19 protein-coding genes are annotated in these 14,858 nt (G+C 58.0%); 8 read left to right on the top strand and 11 right to left on the bottom strand.

The genetic code is table 11. The features are described from left to right. Window positions 1-3: 3 nt before the first annotated feature. From modB to AABM55_RS16615, 3 genes are all read right to left on the bottom strand, one after another. The gene (gene modB / locus AABM55_RS16625; RefSeq protein WP_347927028.1) at window positions 4-684 is read right to left on the bottom strand and encodes a molybdate ABC transporter permease subunit; all 681 of its coding nucleotides are present in this window, start codon (window positions 682-684) and stop codon (window positions 4-6) included. Beyond that, a complete protein-coding gene (gene modA / locus AABM55_RS16620) occupies window positions 685-1,452 on the bottom strand; it encodes a molybdate ABC transporter substrate-binding protein (RefSeq protein WP_347927027.1) in 768 nt (255 codons plus the stop codon). Between the two features lie 395 nt (window positions 1,453-1,847). Then, on the bottom strand, window positions 1,848-2,912 hold the full coding sequence (locus tag AABM55_RS16615) for a nitronate monooxygenase (RefSeq protein WP_347927026.1): 1,065 nt from the start codon (window positions 2,910-2,912) through the stop codon (window positions 1,848-1,850). 185 nt (window positions 2,913-3,097) lie between these two features. Here AABM55_RS16615 and AABM55_RS16610 point away from each other — a divergent pair, with 185 nt between their 5' ends. Next, window positions 3,098-3,556, top strand: a complete 459-nt coding sequence (locus AABM55_RS16610; protein WP_347927025.1) for a GyrI-like domain-containing protein — start codon at window positions 3,098-3,100, stop codon at window positions 3,554-3,556. Here AABM55_RS16610 and ada read toward each other — a convergent pair. The 5 genes from ada to AABM55_RS16585 form a co-directional block, all read right to left on the bottom strand. Then, window positions 3,511-4,614, bottom strand: a complete 1,104-nt coding sequence (ada, locus tag AABM55_RS16605) for a bifunctional DNA-binding transcriptional regulator/O6-methylguanine-DNA methyltransferase Ada (protein WP_347927024.1) — start codon at window positions 4,612-4,614, stop codon at window positions 3,511-3,513. The genes AABM55_RS16610 and ada overlap by 46 nt on opposite strands. An 89-nt stretch (window positions 4,615-4,703) precedes the next feature. Beyond that, a complete protein-coding gene (gene alkB, locus AABM55_RS16600; protein ID WP_347927023.1) occupies window positions 4,704-5,381 on the bottom strand; it encodes a DNA oxidative demethylase AlkB in 678 nt (225 codons plus the stop codon). Next, on the bottom strand, window positions 5,371-6,147 hold the full coding sequence (locus tag AABM55_RS16595) for a 2OG-Fe(II) oxygenase (protein WP_347927022.1): 777 nt from the start codon (window positions 6,145-6,147) through the stop codon (window positions 5,371-5,373). The genes alkB and AABM55_RS16595 overlap by 11 nt, the downstream gene beginning before the upstream one ends. 104 nt (window positions 6,148-6,251) lie before the next feature. Beyond that, window positions 6,252-6,419: a hypothetical protein gene (locus AABM55_RS16590; RefSeq protein ID WP_019690028.1), complete on the bottom strand. Its 168-nt coding sequence runs from the start codon at window positions 6,417-6,419 to the stop codon at window positions 6,252-6,254. Between the two features lie 35 nt (window positions 6,420-6,454). Further along, a complete protein-coding gene (locus tag AABM55_RS16585; protein ID WP_019690029.1) occupies window positions 6,455-6,757 on the bottom strand; it encodes a DUF1883 domain-containing protein in 303 nt (100 codons plus the stop codon). Between the two features lie 211 nt (window positions 6,758-6,968). On the opposite strand from AABM55_RS16585, the gene AABM55_RS16580 reads away from it, so the two are divergent. Together AABM55_RS16580 and AABM55_RS16575 are read left to right on the top strand one after the other, a co-directional pair. Continuing rightward, window positions 6,969-7,325 (top strand): hypothetical protein, encoded by a 357-nt coding sequence (locus tag AABM55_RS16580; protein WP_054597728.1) that lies wholly within the window; start codon window positions 6,969-6,971, stop codon window positions 7,323-7,325. Between the two features lie 136 nt (window positions 7,326-7,461). After that, entirely contained in the window at window positions 7,462-7,692 is a 231-nt protein-coding gene (locus tag AABM55_RS16575; protein ID WP_347927021.1) for a hypothetical protein, read from the top strand. 20 nt (window positions 7,693-7,712) lie between these two features. On the opposite strand, the gene AABM55_RS16570 is transcribed toward AABM55_RS16575, so the two are convergent. Together AABM55_RS16570 and AABM55_RS16565 are read right to left on the bottom strand one after the other, a co-directional pair. Next, a complete protein-coding gene (locus AABM55_RS16570) occupies window positions 7,713-7,994 on the bottom strand; it encodes a hypothetical protein (RefSeq protein WP_054597726.1) in 282 nt (93 codons plus the stop codon). A 137-nt stretch (window positions 7,995-8,131) separates the two neighbouring features. After that, window positions 8,132-8,320: a hypothetical protein gene (locus AABM55_RS16565; protein WP_054597725.1), complete on the bottom strand. Its 189-nt coding sequence runs from the start codon at window positions 8,318-8,320 to the stop codon at window positions 8,132-8,134. A gap of 255 nt (window positions 8,321-8,575) precedes the next feature. Here AABM55_RS16565 and galU point away from each other — a divergent pair, with 255 nt between their 5' ends. The 4 genes from galU (at window position 8,576) to ahpF (ending at window position 13,395) form a co-directional block, all read left to right on the top strand. Beyond that, complete coding sequence (gene galU / locus AABM55_RS16560) at window positions 8,576-9,415, top strand: UTP--glucose-1-phosphate uridylyltransferase GalU (protein ID WP_019690034.1); 840 nt, start codon at window positions 8,576-8,578, stop codon at window positions 9,413-9,415. A gap of 130 nt (window positions 9,416-9,545) precedes the next feature. Further along, the gene (gene gorA / locus AABM55_RS16555; protein WP_054597723.1) at window positions 9,546-10,904 is read left to right on the top strand and encodes a glutathione-disulfide reductase; all 1,359 of its coding nucleotides are present in this window, start codon (window positions 9,546-9,548) and stop codon (window positions 10,902-10,904) included. Between the two features lie 242 nt (window positions 10,905-11,146). Continuing rightward, on the top strand, window positions 11,147-11,710 hold the full coding sequence (gene ahpC, locus AABM55_RS16550; protein WP_054597722.1) for an alkyl hydroperoxide reductase subunit C: 564 nt from the start codon (window positions 11,147-11,149) through the stop codon (window positions 11,708-11,710). Window positions 11,711-11,832: 122 nt separating this feature from the next. Continuing rightward, window positions 11,833-13,395 carry an alkyl hydroperoxide reductase subunit F gene (gene ahpF / locus AABM55_RS16545; RefSeq protein ID WP_347927020.1) on the top strand — a complete coding sequence of 521 codons (1,563 nt, stop codon included), beginning with the start codon at window positions 11,833-11,835 and terminating at the stop codon, window positions 13,393-13,395. A 168-nt stretch (window positions 13,396-13,563) separates the two neighbouring features. On the opposite strand, the gene gloA is transcribed toward ahpF, so the two are convergent. After that, window positions 13,564-14,085: a lactoylglutathione lyase gene (gene gloA / locus AABM55_RS16540; RefSeq protein ID WP_103316383.1), complete on the bottom strand. Its 522-nt coding sequence runs from the start codon at window positions 14,083-14,085 to the stop codon at window positions 13,564-13,566. A gap of 195 nt (window positions 14,086-14,280) precedes the next feature. Between gloA and AABM55_RS16535 the strand changes: the two genes are divergently transcribed. Continuing rightward, entirely contained in the window at window positions 14,281-14,817 is a 537-nt protein-coding gene (locus tag AABM55_RS16535) for a DUF4946 domain-containing protein (RefSeq protein ID WP_347927019.1), read from the top strand. Window positions 14,818-14,858 lie beyond the last annotated feature (41 nt).

Genomic DNA, 14,858 nt, shown 5'->3' with positions numbered 1-14,858 from the left:
CGATCAGCTCCAGCCGGCTTTGGTTTTGCGGCTGGAGTACAGCGCCAGCAATATCAGGAACGAGAACACCAGCATTGCCCCGGCCAGCCAGTGGGCCTGGCCATATTCCATGGCTTCGACATGATCGTAGATCTGCACCGACACCACCCGGGTTTTGTCCGGGATATTGCCGCCGATCATCAGCACCACGCCGAACTCACCGACGGTATGGGCGAAGCCGAGAATGGCCGCAGTGATAAAGCCTGGCCTGGCCAGCGGCAAGATCACGTTGAAAAAAGTGTCCCAGGGGTTGGCGCGCAAGGTGGCGGCCACCTCCAGCGGACGCGGGCCAATCGCCGAGAAGGCGTTCTGCAGTGGCTGGACGACAAAGGGCATCGAGTAGATAACCGAACCGATCACCAGCCCTGCAAAACTGAACGTCAGCGTGCCCAGCCCCAGTGCTTGGGTGAACTGGCCGATGACCCCGTTAGGGCCGAGGGTCATCAGTAAATAGAAGCCGATCACCGTCGGCGGCAGCACCAGGGGCAGGGCGACGATAGCGCCGATGGGCCTGCGCAACCAGGAGCGGGTACGCGACAGCCACAACGCAATCGGAGTGCCGATGACCAGCAGGATGGCCGTCGTCAGGGAGGCCAGCTTGAGGGTCAGCCAGATGGCGGAAAAATCGGCACTCGATAGCGTCATTTAGAGTTGATAACCGTAGGACTTGATGACGGCAGCGGCTTTAGGCCCTTTGAGGTAAGCAACCAGCGCCTTGGCGGCCGGGTTGTCTTTGCCTTTGTTGAGGATCACTGCGTCCTGTTTGATCGGGTCGTGCATGTCGGCTGGAACGATCCACGCCGAACCGCCGGTGACTTTGCCGTCTTTATAGATCTGCGACAAGGCGACGAAGCCTATTTCCGCATTGCCGGTGGAGACGAACTGGTAGGCCTGGGTGATGTTCTGGCCTTCGACGATCTTGCCCTTGACCTTGTCTGTCAGGCCCAGTTTAGCCAATACCTGAGTGGCCGCGAGACCGTAAGGGGCGGCTTTCGGGTTGGCGATCGACAGGTGCTGATAGGTGTTGTCGCTAAGCACTTTGCCTTTGGCGTCAACGTAACCGTCCTTGGCCGACCACAGTGCCAGGGTGCCGATGGCGTAGGTGAAACGCGAACCTTTGACCGTGTCGCCTTCGCTCTCGAGTTTTTGCGGGGTGCTGTCGTCAGCCGACAGGAGCACTTCGAACGGCGCACCGTTTTTGATCTGGGTGTAGAACTGGCCCGTGGCGCCATAGGCGGCGACCAGTTTGTGCCCGGTGTCTTTTTCGAAGTCGGCGGCAATGGCCTGGATCGGTGCGGTGAAATTGGCCGCGACCGCGACCTGGACTTCATCGGCGTGGGCTGAGCCAAACGCGAACACGGCGAGCAAGGATGCCAGGCAAGTGGGGGCAAAACGTGAGGCACGAATAGACATGAAGCGGCTCCGGGGTAGGCAGGTGCAGTGGGCAGTTTTTATGGGGGGTGGACTGCACCGGTGCGAAAGAATGAAACGCTATATAGGTGAATATATAGCGAATTGCCGACAAACGGAACGTATCAAATAGTACCCAATGAGCCGACACGCGCTCTGTTCCCCGTTCCCCCGTACCTCGTAGCAGCTGTCGAGCCTGCGAGGCTGCGTTCGGCCGCGCAGCGGTCGTCAAATCAGGCAACGTGTTTTTCCAGACAAACCGCGTTTGCGGGATTTGCGAGGACTTCGTCCTCGAACGCAGCCTCGCAGGCTCGACAGCTGCTACGGGGCCGAACGCAGAGCTGCTACGGGGGTTTTTGATCGTTACCACGCAAAGCATGGGAACGATCAAATGGTGTTTAGCGACGCGCCATCAAGGCCAGCGCCTCGTCAGCCAGCCGCCGGGTCAACTCAGCGGTCGGTAATTCAATCCCAAGCCGTAGCGCTTGTCCGGCCCAGAGGTTGCTGAAGTCCGCTTCATCCTTGGCACGCAGTGGCATCAGCGCGCCGCCGGCCAATGGGAAGGCCGGAGCTTGCGGGCTGATCGGGCCGAGTTCGCGCATGACCCGATTGAGAATCCCTCGCGCCGCACGCCCGGTAAAAATATTGGTCAGCGCCGTCTCGCTTTCCTTGGCGCTACGCAAGGCCCGGTGATGGGAGGCGCTGACCTTGGCTTCCGGGGTAAACAGGTAGGCGGTGCCCAGTTGCACTGCCGAGGCCCCCAAGGCGAAGGCGGCGACAATCCCGCGTGCGTCGCCGATCCCGCCCGCAGCGATCACCGGTACGCTGACGGCATCGACGATCTGTGGTACCAGGGCAAAGGTACCGACCTGACTGTTCAGATCATCGCTGAGAAACATCCCGCGATGGCCTCCGGCCTCGTAGCCCATGGCGATAATCGCGTCGCAGCCATGCTGTTCCAGCCAGATGGCCTCATCGACGGTAGTTGCCGAAGACAGGACCTTCGCGCCAGTGGCTTTGACCCGATCGAGCAGGGCTTTTTCCGGTAGGCCGAAGTGAAAACTCACCACCTGCGGACGGAACTCTTCGACCACCGCGCAGGCGGCGGCATCGAACGGCGCACGATTGGAAACCGGGGTCGGTGCGTCGAAGTCAGCGCCCAGCTCGCGGTAATACGGTTCCAGCAGTTTTTTCCATTGCTGAGCGCGTTGCTCGTCGGCCACGGGTGGTTGATGGCAGAAGAAGTTCACGTTGAACGGGCGCTGGCTGTGTTGCCGGATGACCTTCAGCTCTTCGCGCAACTGTTCGACGCTGAGCATGGCCGCGGGCATTGAGCCCAGGGCGCCGGCATTGCTGGCTGCAATGACCATGGCCGATCCGGTGGCGCCGGCCATGGGAGCCTGGATGATCGGCAATTCAATGCCGAGCAGATCAAGAATACGGGTGTCAGGCCACGGGTTCATCGCAACGTCCTCCTTATGACAAGAGCCGCTTTTGTAGCAGGAGTCAGCGTCACAAGGCCAGTGGCCTTTAGGCGCAGATGCCGAGCGCAACAAAGTTGTAGCGTCCGGTTGTGCCAGCGCTCACGCCAATGGCATGGTGGCCGCTTGTGGTGGATGTGAATCGTTAACGACGGAGAAACTGTTCCATGGATTTGAAACAACTTGAGGTTTCGCCATTCCGCGTATCGGGATTGCGTGTACGTACGTTTAACAGCGCCGAGCAGCAGGCAGCTACCGCCAGAATCGGTCCGATGTGGCAGCGTTTTTTTGTCGAAGGGCTGTTTGACAAGATTGGCAATAAGCAACCGGACTCACCGGCTTACGGGGTGTACTCCAGCTATGAGTCCGATGCATCCGGGGCTTTCGATGTGACGGCCGGGGTGGCGGTCAATGAAGCCGCCCCCGGTTACGAAAGCATTGAGGTGCAGGGCGGCCAGTATCTGGTTTTCGAGGCGAAGGGGCCGATGCCGGGCTGTGTCATCGAGGCGTGGGGCAGCATCTGGGCGTATTTCGAGGCCAATCCGCAGGTCAAACGCCGATTTGCCACCGACTTCGAGGCCTATACCGGCCCTGAGTCAGTGGCCGTGCATATCGGCATTTTCTGAGATTTGGTTTCACGCGCAAGCAGTTGACGCTTGCGCTCCACCCCCCAGCGGTAGCCCGAGAGATCGCCATCGCTGCGCACCACCCGATGGCAGGGAATGGCCACCGCGAGGTTGTTGGCACCGCAGGCCTGGGCCACGGCACGGAAGGCTTTTGGCGCGCCGATACGCTGGGCTATTTCGGCGTAGCTGGCGGTGCTGCCCGCCGGAATATCCCGCAGCGCCATCCACACTCGCTCCTGAAACGCCGTGCCGCGCACATCCAGCGGCAGGTCCAGGCCAAGCGCCGGGGCTTCGATGAAACCCACCACCTTGGCAATCAGCTGTTCGAAGTCATGGTCGGCGCCAATCAGGTTGGCCTGGCGGAACCGGTCTTGAAGGTCGCAGACCAACGCATGGGGATCATCCCCCAAGAGGATCGCGCACACCCCGCGTTGACTTTGCGCCACCAGAATCGCCCCTAATGAACATTGGCCGACGGCAAAGCGGATGTCGGTATTCTGGCCCGCAGCGCGGTAGTCGCTGGGCTTCATGCCAAGCAGATGATCGGCGGACTCGTAGAAGCGGCTGTTGGAATTGAAACCTGCCTCATACAGCGCGTCGGTCACCGAACCGGCGACTTCCAGGCGTTCACGAACCCTGCGTGAACGTTGTGCAGTGGCATAGCCCTTGGGTGTCAGGCCAGTGACAGCCTTGAACACCCGGTGAAAGTGGAAAGCGCTCATTCGTGCGGTCTCTGCCAGTTCGTTCAAGCTGGGCAATGTCTCGGCAGCCTCGATCTGCCGACAGGCTGCAGCGACCAGTGCGGCGTGTTGCGCGGCGAGATGAGTCTGGTCTGTTGCAGCGCGTTTGCTTGGACGATAACCGGCCGCCTGAGCCTGTTCCTCGGTATCGAAAAACTCGACGTTTTCCGGTTTCGGCAATCGCGCCAGGCTGCTCGGGCGGCAGTAGATCCCGGTGGTTTTCACCGCGTAGACGAACTGACCGTCAGCGCGCGGGTCGCGCGCCAGCACCGCGGACCAACGGGGATCTTGTTCTGTGGTGGGTTTGGCAGTGGTCATGGGGGATACCGGTAGAAGGTTTATTCATACGCAGCCTAGCGAGTGTGGGCGCTGAGGACACTCCGGCGCTTGCGGTCAAATTCCGGATGTCATCCCGCCGTGCGGAAGGTGAAGTTGATTCGCTGTCCGCCCAGTTGCGGGTGATGACCGTCCTTGAGCGGCAGCACGCCGTGATAACGCAAGCGATCCACGCCGCCCCAGACCACGATGTCACCGTGAAACAGCGGCACTCGCAGGCTCGTGTCGCTGCGCTTGAAGCCGCCGAACAGGAACATCGCCGGCAGACCGAGGGACACCGAAACAATCGGTGGATCGTAGGATCGTTCATCCTTGTCCTGATGCAACGACATCTTGGCGCCCGGCAGGTATCGGTTGATCAGGCAGGCATCGGGCTCGAAGTGATGGAAACCGGCTTCTCGTGCGGCAGCCTGTGCCAGTTCCCGAAAGACCTCGGGCATCGCCGGCCAGGGCTGGCCGCTGACGGGATCAATGCGAGTGTAGCGATAGCCACTGTGATCGGTGGTCCAGCCCAGCGTGCCACAACTGCTCAAGCCTACAGACATGGTGAAACCGCCAGGAGTGACCATCTGCCGAAACGGTGCGGCCAGTAAAATCGTCTCCAGCACCGGCAGCAATTGCGCCACCCAGGGCAGGGCGAAACCTCGCAGAACGAAAGACTGTTCGCCGATTTGCTCGGTTCTGGCCGGTTGCCGGTCTTCATCGGCAAACAGCTCGAAGGTCGCTGGAGGCATCGCTTTACTGCGCATCGTGAAAGATCACTCCAAGGGTATGCCGTTTGCCGCTGTGCAGGCGACTGACGCCGTGGCGCAGGTTCACCCGGTAATCGCCGCGAACACCTTTGACCGGGCGCTGATGCACGGCAAAAATCAGCGCATCGCCTTTTTCCAGGCTCATCACCATGGGCCGTGATTGCATCCGTGGGCGTTGCTCGGTGAGCACGAATTCGCCGCCGGTAAAATCTTCGCCGGGAGTGGACAGCAGAATCGCCACTTGCAGCGGGAACACATGCTCGCCATACAGATCCTGATGCAAACAGTTGTAGTCCTGCGGACCATATTGCAGCAACAGCGGCGTAGGGCGCTCCTGTCCCGCGTCATGACAACGTTGCAGGAAGGCTGCGTGTTCCGTGGGAAAGCGCCCGGGCAAGCCCATCCGTTCATTCCAGCGATTGGCCAGCGGGACAAGCCTTGAGTAGAGCGTGCCGCGCAGGCAAGCAACGATATCCGGCAGCGGGTATCTGAAATACCGGTACTCGCCGCGCCCGAAACCATGCCGGGCCATTATCACGTGCGAGCGGAAAAGCGCAGGCTGAGCATAGAGCGCGCTGAGGTCTGCACATTGCTCGGGGTTGAGCAGTCCTTTGATTGTCGCGCAGCCGTCCCGGTCGAGGTATTGCTCCAGGGAAGGCCAATCCAGTCCATTGATACGCGAGATCAGAGACTGTTCGCCTATTGCACGGACACCGTCGATATAACGCGCTACCGAGGTGTTGTGCGGCAAAGAAATCGACATGTCCGGCTCCTGAACTCAAGGTTGAGGTGTGCCAGTCTGGGGAGTACGAAGGCGGGCGACACTCCGGTGCTTGCGGTCGAACTCCGGAGTGGTTGTGCCAGGGGTTACAGCGCTTTGCTGACCTTTATATCGCTGATCCCGGACAAGTCGCCGTGAATCGCTTCAAGTGCCGCTCTGGCTTCTTCTTCGGTGCCGGTTTCAAGCTGGGCAAACTCGAAACGGCGTTCTTCGTTGAGTTTGTATTTGATGACGTATTTAGTCGTTTGGGCCACGGTCGTACCTGTCTGTCGCAGTGCGGGCCGAGGTCTCAGCTAAGTTTCGAGCTGGACCGGCGGATGATTTTGATCGAGTGGGTCAGGGTCGGTTTGCGGGTCACGCTGATCGGCCGGCGGTTGACCGTGTCGATGGTGATGTTCCAGAAGCCGGTGCTTGGCGCGGTGATTTTCGCAGGGAAGGTGTCAAACGCGCCGCCGTGGTAAGTGTGGCGGCCGCCATTCTTGAAGCTGCGAAAATTGGCGTCGTTCATCAAGCGGATGTTGCACATTTGGGAGCATTGAATGACGACGATGTCATCTTCATTGAGGTGCTCGCGCTGGTGGATAAATTTCATGGGGGCGCCTCCAGAAGGGCTTTTTCTACAAAATCAAAACGATAGCATGGGCGATGGCGCAGTTTATCAGCCCGAACGGTTTATTATTGGGCTACCGCGAGGTGCTTTGACAATTAAAAACAGCTATTCGGGTTTTTATGGGTGATAAAGCAGCGGTCTCCGGAGAAAAACAGTATTTGCGCTGTCGGAGCGTCTTTAAGGGAGGATTAGTATGAAGCGGGGTGTTTTGGTACTGGCGTTGGCGATGAGTGGTTGCGCGACTGTCTCGGACATTAGTCAGACGCTGCCAACCATGAATGTGATCTCGGGGAAAAAACCTCAGGCGTACGCCGACTGCGTGGCCAAACATTTGGCCAGTACCCGAGGGGCTGTGCAAATGGAGCCCTACAACAAGGATGGCGTCCGGGTCATTGTTGCAGGAAAACTGTCTGCGAGTCCGTCTGCGGTGTTTGACATCGAAGAGCGATCCGGCGGAAGTAGCATCAAGCTCCACGAAAGCATGTCCAATGTGCCAATTCGGCCTGGAGATGTGCAGGATGCGGCCAACACATGCATTTCTGGCTCATAGTTTTTTCGGCGATTCTCTCTCGCTCGCTGAATTTGAAATTGGCTGATTGACCGTATCGTCCGATAAACTGTCGTCAATCAGCAGGAGTGCCGTCCAGCTTCGGGCTTGGGCGGCACTGTCATTTCTGGAGTGGTCAATGAAGCGAGAGCAAGTAAAAGAGCGGCATGCAGAGGGGCACATCTCTGCGACGCATGTGATTCAAAACCCGGCAAACTCCGGGGAGTGGATTGTGTTCTTCAAGAAAAGTGCAGGGCGCAGCTATTTCCTGGTGGATGAAAACGACGAGGTCGAATCATTTAGTCGGCTGGATGATTTGATCGAGACAGTACGCGGGCTCGGGATCAAATTCGCCGAAATTCACATGTAACGGCCATAGCGTCTTGCCGGTTACTTGCACACCACTACGACGCTGCGGCTCTTGTAGTTGCCAACGTCGACGCCCAGGGTCTTGTCGCTTTCCTTGGTGGCTGGCGTGCCATCGGTGCCAATGATCCGATAGCCGGTACCCGCGCAGGAATCGTCAGCCATTTGATAACATTTGGCCCAGGAGTTGGCTTCACCCGAGCAGTCGATTGACAGGCCTTGCTCGCCATTGTTCAGATAGGTTTTGGATGCAGTAGCGCAACCGCTCAAGGCCAGCACCGCAATCAGAGCCAGATATTTTTTCATGTTTGGGTCGTCATCGAGTGAACAGTGTGTAAGGGGCGCGAGTCGCCCTGAAGCCAGATGCTATAGCGAACAACCATTTCGGTACAGACAAACACAAAAAAGCCCTGCGCGTTAGCAGGGCTCTTTCGAGGGCTGTGTTACTCAGGTTTGGCGCCGCGCCGCTTGGGTGCAGGCGGGGTGTCTTGCAGCACCGAGGCGACTTCAATCGCCAACGCTTCCGTGGGGAAAGGCCCGGCGATGTTTTCGCCGCTGACGCTGTCGACCCACCACTGGCGATCTTTGGCTTGATTGATCAGGTAACCGTTTACGCTTTTTGCTGCCGACATCTATCTGCCTCGTTGGCTGGTTCAATCGCGCAATGATAACTGGAAACGTGCCCCGGCGCGTTCACTGGTCTAAAGTGAAGTCTTTGCGTTGTTCCGTACGCCTTGGCCTGGAGGCTAATCTGCGTCGTTGCGGAACTATCCGCCAGAATATTTCTCTATGATGGCATCGGTTAGCCAGTGTGGGGCATTGTAAGGTGCTCGCCGGCTGATTAGACTGCGCCGAAACTCGTACACACAGCCCTTTTAAGGACTTTTATGATCAAGAAATGCTTGTTCCCAGCAGCCGGTTACGGTACTCGCTTCCTGCCAGCGACTAAAGCCATGCCTAAAGAAATGCTGCCGGTGGTGAACAAGCCACTGATCCAGTACGGCGTTGAAGAAGCGCTGGACGCTGGTTTGACAGAAATCTCCATCGTGACTGGTCGTGGCAAACGCGCCCTGGAAGACCACTTCGACATCAGCTACGAGCTGGAAAACCAGATCAAGGGTACTGACAAAGAGAAGTACCTGGTCGGCATCCGCAAATTGCTCGACGAGTGCTCGTTCTCCTACACCCGTCAAACCGAAATGAAAGGCCTGGGTCACGCCATTCTGACCGGCCGTCCATTGATCGGTGACGAACCGTTCGCGGTCGTGCTGGCGGACGACTTGTGCGTCAACCTGGACGGCGACGGCGTACTGACCCAGATGGTCAAACTGTACAAACAGTACCGTTGCACCATCGTCGCGATCCAGGAAGTCGACCCGCAGGAAACCCACAAATACGGCGTGATCGCTGGCGATTTGATCGGTGACGACCTGTACCGCGTCCGCAACATGGTCGAGAAGCCAAAGCCGGAAGATGCTCCATCCAACCTGGCGATCATCGGTCGTTACATCCTGACCCCGGACATCTTCAAGCTGATCGAAGAAACCGAGCCAGGCAAAGGCGGCGAGATCCAGATCACCGACGCCCTGATGAAACAGGCGCAAGACGGTTGCGTGATTGCCTACAAGTTCAAAGGCACGCGTTTCGACTGCGGTGGCGCTGAAGGCTACATCGAAGCGACCAACTTCTGCTTCGAACACTTCTACAAGACTGGCAAGGCTTACTAAAAGCGCTTCGCAGTTTTGTTCTGAAAAGCCACCTTCGGGTGGCTTTTTCGTTTTCCGGCCCCATGTCATTCGCAGCGCTGACCGAGAAAGCTGCAGCGGGTATGCTTGTGGCCTGCCGAGGAGATTGAAAATGGCCTACGATTTTGACCTTTATGTGATTGGCGCCGGTTCCGGCGGTGTACGAGCAGCACGTTTCGCAGCAGGTTTCGGCGCGAAAGTGGCAGTGGCCGAGAGCCGCTATCTGGGCGGGACTTGCGTCAACGTTGGCTGCGTGCCGAAGAAGTTGTTGGTTTACGGGGCGCATTTTGCCGAAGACTTCGAGCAGTCGCAGGGCTTTGGCTGGTCGTTGGGCGAGGCGAATTTCGATTGGGCAACGCTGATCGCCAACAAGGATCGCGAGATCAATCGGCTGAACGGCATCTACCGCAATCTGCTGGTCGGCAGCGGCGTAACCTTGCATGAAGGTCACGCCAAAATCGTTGGCCCGCATGAGGTCGAGATCAACGGCGAGCGGCATACCGCTAAGCACATTCTGATTGCCACCGGCGGCTGGCCGCAGATCCCCGAGATTCCGGGGCATGAGCACGCCATCAGCTCCAACCAGGCGTTTTTCCTCAAAGAGCTGCCCAAGCGCGTTCTGGTGGTCGGTGGCGGCTATATCGCCGTAGAGTTCGCCGGGATTTTCCACGGGCTGGGCGCCGAAACCACCTTGCTGTATCGCGGTGAGCTGTTCCTGCGTGGCTTCGACGGCTCTGTACGTAAGCATTTGCAGGAGGAACTGACCAAGCGCGGGATGAATCTGCAATTCAATGCCGACATCGAGCGCATCGAAAAGCAGGCTGATGGCAGTTTGAACGTGACCCTCAAGGATGGTCGCGAGTTGCAGGCAGATTGCGTGTTCTACGCCACGGGGCGTCGTCCAATGGTCGACAACCTGGGGTTGGAGAACACCAAGGTCACGCTCGACAAGAAAGGCTTTGTCGAAGTCGACGAGTTGTATCAAACCGCTGAGCCATCGATTCTGGCGATTGGCGATGTGATCGGTCGCGTGCAATTGACGCCGGTAGCCCTGGCTGAAGGCATGGCGGTGGCGCGTCGGTTGTTCAAGCCTGAGCAGTATCGTCTGGTCGACTACAAGATGATTCCCACGGCGGTATTCAGCTTGCCGAACATTGGCACCGTTGGCCTGAGTGAAGAGCAGGCTAGGGAAGAAGGTTATGAGGTGCAGATTTTCGAAAGCCGTTTCCGGCCGATGAAGCTGACCATGACCGAGTGCCAGGAGCGCACATTGATGAAATTGGTGGTGGACGCCAAGACCGACAAGGTTTTGGGTTGCCACATGGTCGGCCCGGAAGCGGGTGAGATCGTTCAGGGCCTGGCGATTGCCTTGAAGGCTGGCGCCACCAAGCGCGATTTCGACGAAACCATCGGCGTGCATCCTACCGCTGCCGAAGAGTTCGTCACCATGCGCACACCGGTAGCGGGCTAATCGTCCCCATTCTCTCTGAAACGGTATCTGGCTCTGCGTTGATCGCGCAGGCCAGCCCGTTTCTCGGGATGGCCTGGATCGCTGAACAGGCTGTTGGCGAATTGATACGGTTTTCTTCTATTGATAGTGCTGGCTAATAGCGAAAACCAATGAGTAGCATCAGGTTTGCCAATGAGCCATCCGTCGGTCGAGTGGGTAGGATTCACTCCATCAACTTCTCAACCCCTGACGGAGAGTCAACGATGCCTATCATCAACAGCCACGTAAAACCGTTCAACGCTACCGCATTCAAAAACGGCGCATTCGTCGAAGTGTCGGACGCCGATCTGAAAGGCAAATGGTCCGTCGTGTTTTTCTACCCAGCCGACTTCACCTTCGTTTGCCCAACCGAGCTGGAAGACCTGGCTGACAACTACGATGCATTCCAGAAGCTTGGCGTAGAAATCTACAGCGTGTCGACCGACACCCACTTTGCCCACGCTGCATGGCACAACACTTCGCCAGCGATCGAAAAAATCAAGTACACCATGATTGGCGATCCGACCCACGTGATCTCCCGTAACTTCGACGTGCTGATCGAAGAAGTCGGCCTGGCTGACCGTGGCACCTTCGTGATCAACCCTGAAGGTCAGATCAAAATCGTCGAACTGAACGACGGCGGTGTAGGCCGTGACGCTTCCGAGCTGCTGCGCAAAATCAAGGCTGCCCAGTACGTTGCCGCTCACCCGGGCGAAGTCTGCCCAGCCAAGTGGAAAGAAGGCGAGGCCACCCTGGCTCCGTCCCTGGACCTGGTCGGCAAGATCTGAGTCTGTGAGCCACTCAAGAGCGCTAATCCGCACTTAAGTAAGCTGCACCGCCCAAAAAACGCCCGGGCGAGATTCGCTCGGGCGTTGTTTTTTCTACCGTATACAAAATGGAAATCGCCCGTATGTTGGACGCCAATCTTAAAGCTCAGTTGAAGTCATACCTGGAGCGGGTCACCCAGCCGATCGAGATCGTCGCCTCCCTCGACGACGGCGCGAAATCCCAGGAAATGCTCGCGTTACTCAAAGACGTTGCCAGTCTTTCCCAACAAATTACCTTGCTCGACAACGGTACCGATGCGCGCAAGCCATCGTTCTCGTTGAACCGCCCGGGAAGCGATATCAGCCTGCGTTTCGCCGGTATCCCCATGGGGCACGAATTCACTTCGCTGGTGCTGGCCTTGCTGCAAGTTGGCGGTCACCCTTCGAAGGCCAGTATCGAGGTGATCGAACAGATTCGCTCGCTCAAAGGCGAGTTCAACTTCGAGACCTACTTCTCGCTGTCGTGCCAGAACTGCCCGGACGTGGTCCAGGCGCTGAACCTGATGGCGGTGCTGAACCCGAACATCCGTCACGTCGCCATTGACGGCGCGCTGTTCCAGGACGAAGTCACTGAACGGCAAATCATGGCCGTGCCCAGCATCTACCTGAACGGCGTGAATTTCGCTCAGGGGCGCATGGGCCTGGAAGAAATCATCGCCAAGATCGACACCAGCGCCATCGAGCGTCAGGCCGAGAAGATCAGCGCCAAAGACGCCTTTGACGTACTGGTCGTCGGCGGCGGCCCAGCCGGTGCTTCGGCAGCAATCTACGCCGCCCGTAAAGGCATTCGTACCGGCGTTGCAGCCGAGCGTTTTGGTGGTCAGGTGCTGGACACCATGGCGATCGAGAACTTTATCTCGGTACAGGAGACCGAAGGGCCGAAGCTCGCCGTCGCGCTGGAAGAACACGTCAAGCAATACGACGTCGACATCATGAACCTGCAGCGCGCCGACAAGCTGCTGCCGGGTAAAAACGGCGAGCTGCATCAGATCCAGTTCGCCAGCGGCGCTTCACTGAAAGCCAGGACCGTGATCCTCGCGACCGGTGCTCGCTGGCGTGAAATGAACGTTCCGGGCGAGCAGCAATATCGCAACAAAGGCGTGGCGTACTGCCCGCACTGCGACGGCCCGCTGTTCAAAGGCAAGCGCGTTGCGGTGATTGGTGGCGGTAACTCGGGGGTCGAAGCGGCCATCGACCTGGCCGGTATCGTTGCTCATGTCACGTTGCTGGAGTTCGATGTGCAGTTGCGTGCCGATGCGGTGTTGCAGCGAAAGTTGCACAGCCTGCCGAACGTGACCGTGATCACCAGTGCGCAAACCACTGAAGTGACCGGCGATGGGCAGAAGGTCAACGGCTTGCGTTACAAAGATCGTCAGTCAGGCGAAGTGCTGAGCATCGAGCTGGAAGGGATCTTCGTGCAGATCGGTTTGCTGCCGAACACCGATTGGCTCAAGGGCACCGTCGAGCTGTCGCCGCGCGGCGAGATCATCGTCGATAACCGTGGCGAGACCTCGATACCGGGTGTGTTCGCGGCCGGCGATGTAACGACCGTGCCGTACAAGCAGATCGTGATTGCGGTAGGCGAGGGTGCCAAGGCATCGCTGAGTGCCTTCGATCACCTGATTCGCACCTCTGCGCCTGCGTAAACGTCAACGCTGAAAACACAAAACCCCATGAGTGATCATGGGGTTTTTTGTTTGTAGCCAAGGCTAGCGTAGGAGCAAAGCTTGCTCGCGATGAACGATGACCCGGTAGATCAGGCCATCCGCATTGTGCCTATCGCGGGCAAGCCTTGCCCCTACAAAAGGCGGGGCTTACAGCGGTGCCGGCTGAATGATCTCAACCCAGTACGCATCCGGGTCCTTGATGAAGGCCAGACTCTTCATGCGGCCGTCGTTCAGGCGTTTCTGGAAATCACAGCCCAGGGCTTCGAAGCGCTCGCACGCGGCACGGATGTCTGGCACCGAAATGCAGATGTGGCCGAAACCGCGAGGGTCGGTGTTGCCATTGTGGTAGGCGAAATCCGCATCGTTCTCGGTGCCGTGGTTGTGAGTCAGCTCAAGAATACCGGGAATCGATTTCATCCACTGGGTGCGTGCAGCGGCGTCGGCCGGGATCTGGTTCTTATCGACCAGCGCCAGGAAATACAGGCTGAACTCGGCTTCCGGGAAATCGCGCTTTTCCACCAGCGTAAAGCCGAGGATGCGCGTGTAGAAATCCAGCGACTTGGTGATGTCCTTGACCCGCAACATGGTGTGGTTGAAGACGAATTGCTGCGTGGCGGTGTCAGGTTGGGCGGTAACGCCGGGGAAGGTGTTCAGTTCGTGCAGGCTCATGGGCCCTCCAGAAAAAAGTGGGGCAAACGGCGCTCAAGACAAGAGCTGTCCCTTGGCTTGCAGTTGATGAGGCTTGCTTGCAGTACGCCAATAATACGCAAGGCGGTGTATTGCACCAAAGCAAAACGTTCAGCTATTGCCTGACGGCGTGGTGGGGCTCAGACTTTAACGTTCGCCCCGTCAGTGTTGAGTGCAATGTTTCGACCGTATCGCTACCTGCTTGTTTTAACCTGCCTGTTTTCGGCTGTTGCCCGCGCCGAGACTGTGCTTCCCGAGATTACCTGGCCCAGCGGCTGGGCAGTGCAAGTATTGCCGCAAGAGGAGGCGACAACTCAAACACCGCCCAGGGTTTCAAGGCAGCGGGCGGTGAAAAACGACGCAAACGGTGATCCGGTGCTGGTCATGGAGTTGACCATGAGCCAGGTTGAGCCTGGGCATGAAGTCAATTTGCAAGGTGTGCTGCTGGAAATGCGCAAGTCCGTGCAAAAGGATTTTTTTCAGGGCGGCTATCAAAGTGTTTGCAACAAAATTCATCCCGCTACATTGAGCAGGCTGCAAGCGCTGGAAACCACCTGTACGGTCACCCAGAATGGACGACATGTGTTGTCGCAAACATTAGTCGCAGCGCTAGATGCTGATAAGGCCTATGTTTTTTCCTACGCAGGCCAAGCCGAGGCTTATGCCGCAAGTCAGGAAGAAATACGCAGTGTGCGAAACAGTTTGAGACTTTAGTAGTGCGCGATGTCTGCACGTTAGCCGTGCCGAGGGGTGTT

The sequence above is a fragment of the Pseudomonas helvetica genome, from assembly GCF_039908645.1.
In the GTDB taxonomy this organism is placed as follows: Bacteria; Pseudomonadota; Gammaproteobacteria; order Pseudomonadales; family Pseudomonadaceae; genus Aquipseudomonas; species Aquipseudomonas helvetica.
Note: the sequence above shows the minus strand (reverse complement) of the source record. Positions and strands in the feature narration are given on the sequence as shown.

Excerpts from the sequence above, each read along its gene's own strand:
- modB (WP_347927028.1), bottom strand. The coding sequence starts at position 684 with ATGACGCTATCGAGTGCCGATTTTTCCGCCATCTGGCTGACCCTCAAG.
- modA (WP_347927027.1), bottom strand. The coding sequence starts at position 1,452 with ATGTCTATTCGTGCCTCACGTTTTGCCCCCACTTGCCTGGCATCCTTG.
- AABM55_RS16615 (WP_347927026.1), bottom strand. The coding sequence starts at position 2,912 with ATGAACCCGTGGCCTGACACCCGTATTCTTGATCTGCTCGGCATTGAA.
- AABM55_RS16610 (WP_347927025.1), top strand. The coding sequence starts at position 3,098 with ATGGATTTGAAACAACTTGAGGTTTCGCCATTCCGCGTATCGGGATTG.
- ada (WP_347927024.1), bottom strand. The coding sequence starts at position 4,614 with ATGACCACTGCCAAACCCACCACAGAACAAGATCCCCGTTGGTCCGCG.
- alkB (WP_347927023.1), bottom strand. The coding sequence starts at position 5,381 with ATGCGCAGTAAAGCGATGCCTCCAGCGACCTTCGAGCTGTTTGCCGAT.
- AABM55_RS16595 (WP_347927022.1), bottom strand. The coding sequence starts at position 6,147 with ATGTCGATTTCTTTGCCGCACAACACCTCGGTAGCGCGTTATATCGAC.
- AABM55_RS16585 (WP_019690029.1), bottom strand. The coding sequence starts at position 6,757 with ATGAAATTTATCCACCAGCGCGAGCACCTCAATGAAGATGACATCGTC.
- AABM55_RS16580 (WP_054597728.1), top strand. The coding sequence starts at position 6,969 with ATGAAGCGGGGTGTTTTGGTACTGGCGTTGGCGATGAGTGGTTGCGCG.
- AABM55_RS16575 (WP_347927021.1), top strand. The coding sequence starts at position 7,462 with ATGAAGCGAGAGCAAGTAAAAGAGCGGCATGCAGAGGGGCACATCTCT.
- AABM55_RS16570 (WP_054597726.1), bottom strand. The coding sequence starts at position 7,994 with ATGAAAAAATATCTGGCTCTGATTGCGGTGCTGGCCTTGAGCGGTTGC.
- AABM55_RS16565 (WP_054597725.1), bottom strand. The coding sequence starts at position 8,320 with ATGTCGGCAGCAAAAAGCGTAAACGGTTACCTGATCAATCAAGCCAAA.
- galU (WP_019690034.1), top strand. The coding sequence starts at position 8,576 with ATGATCAAGAAATGCTTGTTCCCAGCAGCCGGTTACGGTACTCGCTTC.
- gorA (WP_054597723.1), top strand. The coding sequence starts at position 9,546 with ATGGCCTACGATTTTGACCTTTATGTGATTGGCGCCGGTTCCGGCGGT.
- ahpC (WP_054597722.1), top strand. The coding sequence starts at position 11,147 with ATGCCTATCATCAACAGCCACGTAAAACCGTTCAACGCTACCGCATTC.
- ahpF (WP_347927020.1), top strand. The coding sequence starts at position 11,833 with ATGTTGGACGCCAATCTTAAAGCTCAGTTGAAGTCATACCTGGAGCGG.
- gloA (WP_103316383.1), bottom strand. The coding sequence starts at position 14,085 with ATGAGCCTGCACGAACTGAACACCTTCCCCGGCGTTACCGCCCAACCT.
- AABM55_RS16535 (WP_347927019.1), top strand. The coding sequence starts at position 14,281 with ATGTTTCGACCGTATCGCTACCTGCTTGTTTTAACCTGCCTGTTTTCG.